Raw genomic sequence first — 9,052 nt, 5'->3', positions numbered from 1 at the left:
CTGCGCGAGGGCGCCGAGCTCGTGCTGTTCCTCTACGGCCTCGTGGCCTCCGGCGCGTCGGGCGCCGACCTGCAGGCCGGGGCGCTGGCCGGCGTCGGCGCGGGCGTCGTGCTCTCGGGCATCAGCTATTTCGGCCTCGCCTCGATTCCGAGCCGCTACGTGTTCTCGGTGACGAGCGCGCTGATCATCTTCCTCGCCGCCGGCCTCGCGGCGCAGGCGGCGCAGTTCCTGTCGAACGCCGGGATCGTCACCGGGCTCGACCAGATCCTATGGAACTCGTCCGGCCTGATCCCGGAGAACGGCTGGCCGGGCCGCGTGCTGCACGCGCTGGTCGGCTACACCGACCGCCCGACCGTGCTCCAGGGCATCGTCTACGTCGGGACGATCCTGGTGATGGTCGGACTGATGCAGATGACCGCCCAGAACAAGCGCCGGGCGCTGCGCACCGCCTGATTCGATCGCCCGGTCTATCCGGCCGGACGGTCCCTCCTCGCCATCGCGGGCTCGCCTTCGGCGCCCCGGGATGACCGGGCGGGTGCAGAGCAAACAAAAAGCCCGCCGCGATCGGATCGCGGCGGGCTTTCTCGTGCCGGGCTCCCTGTGCGGGAGCGGGCGGATCACTCGGCGGCGGGGGCGGCCTTCGCCTTGTCGGCCTTCGCCTTGTCGGCCTTGGAGACCTTGTTCTTGTCTGTGCGCTCGGCGATGCGGGCGGACTTACCGCGGCGGTCGCGCAGGTAGTACAGCTTGGCCCGGCGCACCTTGCCGCGGCGGACGACCTTGATCGAATCGATCAAGGGGCCGTGGACCGGGAACAGGCGCTCGACGCCCTCGCCGTAGGAGATCTTGCGGACGGTGAAGCTCTCGTTGAGCCCGCCGCCGGAGCGCGCGATCACCACGCCCTCGTAGGCCTGGACGCGGGTGCGCTCGCCTTCCTTGACCTTGACGTTCACGATCACCGTGTCGCCGGGCTGGAAATCGGGGATGGTCTTGTTGAGTCGAGCGACTTCTTCCTGCTCGAGCTGCTGGATGATGTTCATGAATAGCTCCGGCCGTCGCGCCGCGCCGCCCCGGATGGGCTTGCGGGCGTCAGGATTTCGGCATCCTGTTTTGAGTTGGCGCCGCGATACACCAAGTGCCCGCGCTTGTCGATTGCCGGCCCTGGTTGAGAAAATCACGTTCGCGGTCCACATGGAGGGCGGCGCGCATGCGCCGTTCCCGGCCGGCCTTGAACCGGCGCAGCGGACGAGGATTGTGTCAGATATGTTCATCCAGACCGAAGCGACCCCGAACCCCGCCACCCTGAAGTTCCTGCCCGGCCGGGTGGTGCTGCAAGAGGGCACCTTCGAGGCCAAGGATGCGGAGGGCGCCGCCCGCTCGCCGCTGGCGCAGCGCCTGTTCGACGTGCCCGGCGTCGCCGGCGTGTATTTCGGCCACGACTTCATCTCCGTGACCAAGGCCGACGGCGTGAACGAGTGGCCGCAGGTCAAGCCGGCGCTGCTCGGCGCGATCATGGAGCACTTCCAGTCCGGCGTTCCGGTGATGGCGGAAGGCGCGACGCAAGCCGAGGACGACGCGGAGGAGTTCTACGACGCGGCCGACCACGACACCGTGGTGACGATCAAGGACCTGCTCGAGACCCGCGTGCGCCCGGCGGTGGCTGGCGACGGCGGCGACATCACCTTCCGCGGGTACAAGGAGGGCGTCGTCTACCTGGAGATGAAGGGCGCCTGCTCCGGCTGCCCCTCCTCCACCGCGACGCTCCGGCACGGCGTGCAGAACCTGTTCAAGCACTTCCTGCCGGAGATCCGCGAAGTCCAGGCGGTCTGAGGCGGCCGGGCGCTTCCACCCGAAGCGCCCGTCACCCGAAGCACCCGTCACCCGAAGCGCCCGTGCAACACCTGCGCCCGAACCGCTCCGCGACGGCCGCCCCGCACTGACGGGCGCGGCCGTTTTGCCTTAGGCTCGCCCCTTCCTTCACAGGGTGAGCGGGAGCGAAGCCCCGGCGAACGGGAGTGGGCGTGCATATCCTGGCCATCGACACGGCACTCGAGCTCTGCTCGGCCTGCGTCGCCACCGAGACGACCGACGGCGTCGACCTGCTCGCGCAGGAATCGATGACGCTGGCCCGCGGCCACGCCGAGGCGCTGCTGCCCCTCGTCGAGCGGGTGATGGCCCGGTTCGCGGGCGGGTTCGAGGGCCTGTCGCGCGTCGCCGTCACCGTCGGCCCCGGCAGCTACACCGGCCTGCGCGTCGGCCTGTCGGCGGCCCGCGCCGTCGGCCTCGCCGCGAACATTCCCGTCGTCGGCGTCACCACCCTGTCGGCGCTGCTCGCGCCGCAGCTGGCGCTGAACGGCGACGGCCTGGTCGCCGCCGCGATCGATGCCCGCCACGGCGCGGTCTACCTCCAGGCGATGAGCGCGGGCGAGGGGATCGTCGTGCCGCCGACGCACCTGCTTCTCGAGGAGGCCGCCGACCGGCTCGGGGCCGGCCCGGTCATCCTCGTCGGCTCCGGCGCCGCATCGCTGGCGGCGGTGCTCCGCGCCCGAGGCGTCGCGGTGACGGTCGCGGGCGCCGCCGGCCCCGACATCGCCTGGGTCGCCTCGCTCGGCCTGGTCGCCGACCCGGCCCACGCCCTGCCCCGGCCGATGTACCTGCGCGGGGCCGACGCCCAGCCGCAGGACCGCGCGCGGATCGCCCGGCGATGACCCGCCCGGTCTCGCCCTTCTGGCCGCTGGAATGGTGGCTCGCCTGGTGGGAGGCCTGGGGCCCCGAGCCCTACGTCGCCCCCTTGCGCGAGGCCGACCAGGCGCGGACGCTGGCGCGTCTCCACGCCACCGCCTTCGCGCGGCCCTGGGACGCGCACGAGTTCGAGCGGATGCTGTGCGAGCGCGCGACGCAGGGGCACGCCCTGTGGCGCGCCGGCGCGATGCAGGGCTTCGTCCTGTCCCGCAAGGTCGCGGACGAGGCGGAGATCCTCACCGTCGTGCTGGCGCCCTCCGCCCGCGGCGGGGGCCTGAGCCACCGGCTGCTGCGCGAGCACCTCGGGCACCTGGCGCTGATCGGTGTCGCGCACGTCCACCTGGAGGTCGACGAGGGCAACGCCCCCGCGCTCAGGCTCTACGCCCGGCACGGCTTCACGCAGGTCGGCACGCGGACCGGCTACTACGCGCAGGCCGACGGCAGCCGCGCGACTGCGCTGACCATGCGGGCCGACCTGACGTGAGCGGCCGGTGACGCGCGTCGGGGTGGCCCTACGGCTGGTCGTCTGCGCGTTGGCCTTCGCGCTGCTCGCCGGGCCGCACTGGCTGGCCCTGCGCTTCGGCGAGCGCCGCGGATGGGGCCTCGCGCCCGCCCTGTTCCACCGGGTGTTCCTGGCCCTGTTCTCGGTGCGGGTGACGCAGAGCGGCACCCCGCCCCGCCCCGGCGAGGCCGCCCTGGTGCTCGCCAACCACGTCTCCTGGCTCGACATCATCGCCATCGGCTCGCTGCGGCCGCTCTCGTTCGTGGCGAAGTCCGAGATCGCCGGCTGGCCGGTCGTCGGCACGCTCGCCGCCCTCCAGCGCACGGTGTTCATCGACCGGGCGCGGCGGGGCGCCACCGCCACCGTCAACGCCGCGATCGGCGACCGGCTGGCGCGGGGCGAGCTCGTGGTGCTGTTCGCCGAGGGCACCACCGGCGACGGCACCCGCCTGCTGCCGTTCCGCTCCTCGCTCGTCGGCGCGGCGCGGGCCGCGATCCAGGCCGAGACCGACCGCATCCGCCTGCAGCCGCTGGCGATCACCTATCCGCGCCGCAACGGCCTGCCCGTCGGCCGGGTCGAGCGCCCCGAGATCGCCTGGTACGGCGACATGGACCTCGCCCCCCACCTCGCCCTGTTCTTCGAGAAGGGGCCGATCGACGTCCACGTGGTCTGGGGTCAGCCGATCGCCTTCGAGGCCGGCACCGACCGCAAGGCCGTCACCGCCCAGGCCGAGGCGGCGGTGCGCGCCGCGATGAAGGGCGCAGGGTCGGCGCCGGGCCCTGCGGCGACGGTGGGACCCGCCCCCGCCCGGCCGCTCGCCGGGCTCCCGGATGGCACGGCGGCGGCCTGATCCCGTCAGGCCGGCTCGGACGCGTGCGGCACGGTCGCCGTCAGCCGCAGGTTCATCGCCTTCAGGACGCGCACCGTCGTGTCGAGGCTCGGGTTGCCGTCCTCGGAGAGCGCCTTGTAAAGGCTCTCGCGCGATAGCCCGGAGGTGCGGGCGATCCGCGTCATGCCGCGCGCGCGGGCGGCGACGCCGAGGGCGTGCCGGAAGAGCGCCGTGTCTCCCTCCTCGAAGGCCGCGGTGAGGTACTCCGCCAGCGCCTCGTCGGTCTCCAGGTAGTCGGCGGAATCGTAGGGCTGCGTCTCGGTCATGCGCCGTCTCCGTCCTGCAGGCCCGCCGCCAGGGCCTTGGCCTGCACGATGTCGCGTTGCTGGCTGCTCTTGTCCCCGCCGCAGAGCAGAACGATCAGGGCCTCGCCGCGGCGGACGAACTACAGGCGATAGCCCGGCCCGACATCGACGCGCAGCTCGCTCACCCCGGAGCCGACCGGTTTCGCATCGCCGGCGTTTCCCGCGGCGAGCCGGTCGATCCGGATCGCGATGCGGGCCTTGGCGCACTGATCCCGCAAGGCGCGCAGCCAAGCGTCGAAACCAGCCGTACGGCGGATGCGGATCATCATCTTTTGTATTCTATAGGATACGGTCTTGCAAGCGTTTGGGCAGGGTCGCGACGGCACGGCCGATCTATGGTAGACGCGTTCCGCCTCGGCGGCGGAGATGCTCGCGCGCCGTATCCCAAGGAACCCGGGACCCGACGCGGTGTCGAAAAAAGCCTTCGTCAAATCCTACGGCTGCCAGATGAACGCCTACGACGCCGCCCGCATGGCGGACGTCTTGGCCGAGCAGGGGTTCTCCGCCACCGACCACGTCGAGGAGGCGGACGTGGTGGTGCTCAACACTTGCCACATCCGCGAGAAGGCGGCCGAGAAGGTCTATTCCGAGCTCGGGCGCCTGCGCGTGCTCAAGGATGCGCGCCAGCTCGAAGGCCGCGACACCCGCATCGTCGTCGCCGGCTGCGTGGCGCAGGCCGAGGGCGCCGAGATCCTGCACCGCGCGCCCGTCGTCGATGTGGTGGTCGGCCCGCAGAGCTACCATCGCCTGCCGGACCTGCTGGCCCGCTCGCACGCCAAGCGCGTGGTCGACACCGAATTCCCCGTCGAGGACAAGTTCGACCACCTGCCGGCGCGGCGCACCGCGGGCGTCTCCGCCTTCCTCACGGTGCAGGAGGGCTGCGACAAGTTCTGCGCGTTCTGCGTCGTGCCCTACACCCGCGGCGCCGAGGTCTCGCGCTCGATCGCGGCGGTCGTGGCGGAGGCGGAAAGGCTCGCCGCCGGCGGGGTCCGCGAGATCGGCCTCGTCGGCCAGAACGTGAACGCCTACCACGGGCTCGCCAGCGATGGCGGGACCGCGACGCTCTCCGACCTGATCCGGGCGGTGGCGCGCGTGCCCGGCATCGCCCGCATCCGCTACACCACGAGCCACCCCAACGACATGGGCGACGACCTGATCGCGGCGCATGCCGAGATCCCGGCCCTGATGCCCTACCTCCACCTGCCGGTGCAGTCGGGCTCCGACCGCATCCTCGCGGCGATGAACCGCAAGCATACCGGCGACGCCTACCGGCGGATCATCGACCGGGTCCGCAAGGTCCGTCCCGACATCGCCCTGTCCTCGGACTTCATCGTCGGCTTCCCCGGCGAGACCGACGCCGAGTTCGCCGACACGATGCGTCTCGTTTCCGATGTCGGGTTCGAGAGCGCCTACTCCTTCAAGTACAGCCCGCGCCCCGGCACGCCGGCCGCCGAGCGCGCCGACGCGGTGCCGGAGGACGTCATGACCGCCCGCCTCCATGCGCTGCAGGCGCTGCTCGATGCGCAGCGCCACGCGTTCCAGCGCGCGGCGGTGGGCCAGGTGGTCGAGGTCCTGGTCGAAAAGGTCGGCCGCCGGCCGGGTCAGGTCGCGGGCAAGACGCCGCACCTGCTCGCCGTTCAGTTCGACGCCCCCACCTCCTGCATCGGGCGGATCGTGCCAGTGCGCGTCGTCGAGGCGGGGACCAACAGCCTGTTCGGCGAGGCGATCGAGGCCGCCGCGGCGGCGTGATCCCGGATCGCGCTGCGCGATCCGGCCCCCGCGACCGTGGGACGGCGGCAATCCGCCGGGTCTCATGGGCTCCTGCCCACGAGGCTCGGCATGAGCGATGAAGGGAGTGTTCGTGGCGTCATTCGACGGAACGGCCGGGCGCGGTGGCCCCTTGCGCGGGCGCGGGCCCGCCGCGCGGCCGGTCGGCCCCGGCGCTGTCCACGACGAGCCGGTCGAGGTCGCGCTGACCTTCGACGACAACCGCCTCGCGAGTCTCGTCTTCGGCCAGTACGACCAGAACGTCGCGCATGTCGAGCGGCGGCTGGAGGTGACGGCCACCGCGCTCGGCAACCACCTCGTGCTCAAGGGCTCGGCCGACGCCACCGAGCGCGCCCGCCGGGTGTTCGAGAAGCTCTACGCCCGGGTGCGGACCGGCGGCGGCACCCTGACGCTCGGCGACGTAGACGGCGCGATCCAGGAGGCCACCGTCCAGGGCCAGCTGTTTCCGGCGGCCGTGGTCGCCGCCGAGCCCGACCGGCCGCATTTCGAGCAGATCGCCACGCGCAAGCGCGGCGCGGTCCGCGCCCGGAACGCCGCGCAGGACGCCTACATCAAGGCCCTGCGCGCCAACGAGCTCGTCTTCGCCGAGGGGCCGGCCGGCACCGGCAAGACCTGGCTCGCGGTCGGCCACGCGGTCTCGCTGCTGGAGCAGGGGCACGCCGAGCGGCTGATCCTCTCGCGCCCTGCGGTCGAGGCCGGCGAGCGCCTCGGGTTCCTCCCCGGCGACATGCGCGACAAGGTCGATCCCTATCTCCGCCCGATCTACGACGCGCTCTACGACTTCATGGAGGCGCGCCACGTCGATCGCGGCCTGCAGACCGGGGTGATCGAGATCGCGCCGCTGGCCTTCATGCGCGGGCGCACGCTCACCAACGCGATCGTGCTGCTCGACGAGGCGCAGAACACCACTTCGATGCAGATGAAGATGTTCCTGACCCGGCTCGGCGAGAACTCCCGGATGATCGTCACCGGCGATCCGAGCCAGGTCGACCTGCCGCCGGGGCAGAAGTCGGGTCTCGTGGAGGCGGTGAAGGTGCTCGACGGCGTCGAGGGCATCGGCCGCATCACCTTCCGCGACGTGGACGTGGTCCGCCACGACCTCGTGCGCCGCATCGTCACCGCCTACGAGGGCGCGGCCCACGGCGAGGCGGATGCCGACCGCAACCCGAATCCGCGCCGCCGGCCGCTCGCGTGATGCCGCACGAGATCGACGTCGCGGTCGAGGACGCGCGCTGGGACGACGCGGTCCCCGGGCTCGAGGCCTTCGTGATCCGCGTCGTCGAGGCCGGACTCGCGGCGGCGCCCGATTCGCCCGCCGGCCCGGTCGAGGTCAGCGTCCTGCTCGCCGACGACGCGACCGTGCAGGACCTCAACCGGACCTGGCGGGGCAAGGACATGCCCACCAACGTGCTGTCGTTTCCGGCTGCCCCGCAGCCGGCGCAACCCGGCCTCGCGCGGCCGCTCGGCGACGTCGTTCTTGCGTACGACACGTTGGTGCGCGAAAGTGCCGAGCAGTCGAAGCCGCTCGCCCACCACATCGCGCACCTCCTGGTCCATGGCACCCTCCACCTGCTCGGCCAGGACCACGAGACCGGCGACGCGGACGCCGACGCCATGGAGGCCCTGGAGGTCGCGGCGCTCGCGACCCTCGGCGTGCCGGACCCTTACGCGGAACCCGTGGCCGGCTGAGCGGCGACGCCCCAAACGATCCCAGACACGAGAGACATGACCCACGATCGAAGTCGCGGCGCGGCCCAGGCCGCGCTCAGTTCCAACGAGGCGGAATCGGGTGCGCGCGAGCCCTGGTACGACCGTCTCCTCCAGGTGCTGCACCTGAAACCGCGCGATTCCCTGCGCGGCGACATCGAAGACGCCCTGGCCGAGCCTGATTCGGGCGAGAACGCGTTCTCGCCGCTCGAGCGCGCCATGCTCAAGAACGTGCTCGGGCTGCACAAGGTGCGCGTCGACGACGTGATGATCCCGCGGGCCGATATCGTCGCGGTCTCGGTCGAGACCGGCCTCGGCGACCTGCTCAAGCTGTTCCGCACCGCAGGCCATTCCCGCCTGCCGGTCTACGGCGAGACGCTCGACGACCCGCGCGGCATGGTCCACATCCGCGACTTCGTCGATCACATCGCGGCGCGCGCCGAGGCCGCCCCGCGCCGGAGCACCGCTCAAACGAACGGCGTTGTGCAACCCGTTGCGGGCGAGGAGCCCGTCGACGCGCCCAAGCCCGCCCCGCGGGTGCGCAAGTCGCCGGGCCGGGCGCTCCGCACGCTCAACCTCGGCAACGTCGACCTCACCGCGACGCTCGCCTCCACCCGGATCCAGCGGCCGGTCCTGTTCGTGCCGCCCTCGATGCCGGCGATCGACCTGCTGGTGCGGATGCAGGCCACCCGCACCCACATGGCGCTCGTCATCGACGAGTACGGCGGCACCGATGGGCTGATCTCGATCGAGGACCTGATCGAGATGGTCGTCGGCGACATCGAGGACGAGCACGACGTGGTGGAGGGCCGCCTGGTGCAGCGCCTGGAGGGCGAGGCCGAGGTGTTCGTGGCCGACGCCCGCGCGCCGCTCGCCGAGGTGTCCGAGGCCACCGGCGTCGACCTCGTCGCGGCGGTGGGCGAGATGGCCGAGGAGATCGACACGATCGGCGGCATGATCGTGACGCTGGCCGGCCGCGTGCCCTCGCGCGGCGAGCTCATCACCGGCCCGGGCGACCTCGAGTTCGAGGTGCTCGACGCCGACCCGCGCCGACTGAAGCGCCTGCGCTTCCAGCGCGGCCCCGCCCGCATCGCCGCGTCCGCGGTGCCGCTCGCCCTGCCC

At 72.2% G+C, this 9,052-nt stretch carries 11 protein-coding genes and 1 pseudogene; 9 read left to right on the top strand and 3 right to left on the bottom strand.

The window, feature by feature from the left end; genetic code table 11:
• A partial coding sequence (locus tag FV229_RS22870) for an FTR1 family protein (protein ID WP_187275255.1) occupies positions 1–453 on the top strand: 453 nt, incomplete at its 5' end.
• Positions 454–617: 164 nt separating this feature from the next.
• Here FV229_RS22870 and rplS read toward each other — a convergent pair.
• Entirely contained in the window at positions 618–1,037 is a 420-nt protein-coding gene (rplS, locus tag FV229_RS22865) for a 50S ribosomal protein L19 (protein ID WP_147754160.1), read from the bottom strand.
• A 223-nt stretch (positions 1,038–1,260) separates the two neighbouring features.
• Between rplS and FV229_RS22860 the strand changes: the two genes are divergently transcribed.
• From FV229_RS22860 to FV229_RS22845, 4 genes are all read left to right on the top strand, one after another.
• Positions 1,261–1,827 carry a NifU family protein gene (locus FV229_RS22860; RefSeq protein WP_147754159.1) on the top strand — a complete coding sequence of 189 codons (567 nt, stop codon included), beginning with the start codon at positions 1,261–1,263 and terminating at the stop codon, positions 1,825–1,827.
• A gap of 191 nt (positions 1,828–2,018) precedes the next feature.
• Positions 2,019–2,705, top strand: coding sequence for a tRNA (adenosine(37)-N6)-threonylcarbamoyltransferase complex dimerization subunit type 1 TsaB (gene tsaB, locus FV229_RS22855; protein ID WP_147754158.1), 687 nt, complete (start codon positions 2,019–2,021; stop codon positions 2,703–2,705).
• Positions 2,702–3,223 carry a GNAT family N-acetyltransferase gene (locus FV229_RS22850; protein WP_147754157.1) on the top strand — a complete coding sequence of 174 codons (522 nt, stop codon included), beginning with the start codon at positions 2,702–2,704 and terminating at the stop codon, positions 3,221–3,223. Before tsaB ends, FV229_RS22850 begins: the two co-directional genes overlap by 4 nt.
• A 7-nt stretch (positions 3,224–3,230) precedes the next feature.
• Positions 3,231–4,091: a lysophospholipid acyltransferase family protein gene (locus FV229_RS22845; RefSeq protein ID WP_147754156.1), complete on the top strand. Its 861-nt coding sequence runs from the start codon at positions 3,231–3,233 to the stop codon at positions 4,089–4,091.
• Between the two features lie 5 nt (positions 4,092–4,096).
• Here FV229_RS22845 and FV229_RS22840 read toward each other — a convergent pair whose 3' ends face one another.
• Positions 4,097–4,396 (bottom strand): addiction module antidote protein, encoded by a 300-nt coding sequence (locus FV229_RS22840; RefSeq protein WP_147754155.1) that lies wholly within the window; start codon positions 4,394–4,396, stop codon positions 4,097–4,099.
• A pseudogene (locus tag FV229_RS22835) lies at positions 4,393–4,701 on the bottom strand (type II toxin-antitoxin system RelE/ParE family toxin). The gene FV229_RS22840 and the pseudogene FV229_RS22835 overlap by 4 nt, the downstream one beginning before the upstream one ends.
• 100 nt (positions 4,702–4,801) lie before the next feature.
• On the opposite strand from FV229_RS22835, the gene miaB reads away from it, so the two are divergent.
• The 4 genes from miaB to FV229_RS22815 form a co-directional block, all read left to right on the top strand.
• Positions 4,802–6,184 carry a tRNA (N6-isopentenyl adenosine(37)-C2)-methylthiotransferase MiaB gene (gene miaB / locus FV229_RS22830; RefSeq protein ID WP_147754154.1) on the top strand — a complete coding sequence of 461 codons (1,383 nt, stop codon included), beginning with the start codon at positions 4,802–4,804 and terminating at the stop codon, positions 6,182–6,184.
• Between the two features lie 151 nt (positions 6,185–6,335).
• On the top strand, positions 6,336–7,418 hold the full coding sequence (locus FV229_RS22825) for a PhoH family protein (RefSeq protein ID WP_246686188.1): 1,083 nt from the start codon (positions 6,336–6,338) through the stop codon (positions 7,416–7,418).
• A complete protein-coding gene (gene ybeY, locus FV229_RS22820; RefSeq protein ID WP_187273671.1) occupies positions 7,418–7,912 on the top strand; it encodes an rRNA maturation RNase YbeY in 495 nt (164 codons plus the stop codon). Before FV229_RS22825 ends, ybeY begins: the two co-directional genes overlap by 1 nt.
• A gap of 36 nt (positions 7,913–7,948) precedes the next feature.
• Positions 7,949–9,052 (top strand): hemolysin family protein (locus tag FV229_RS22815; protein WP_147754151.1); only part of this gene is annotated, 1,104 nt, incomplete at its 3' end.

This window comes from Methylobacterium sp. WL120 (assembly GCF_008039465.1).
In the GTDB taxonomy this organism is placed as follows: domain Bacteria; phylum Pseudomonadota; class Alphaproteobacteria; order Rhizobiales; family Beijerinckiaceae; genus Methylobacterium; species Methylobacterium cerastii.
Note: the sequence above shows the minus strand (reverse complement) of the source record. Positions and strands in the feature narration are given on the sequence as shown.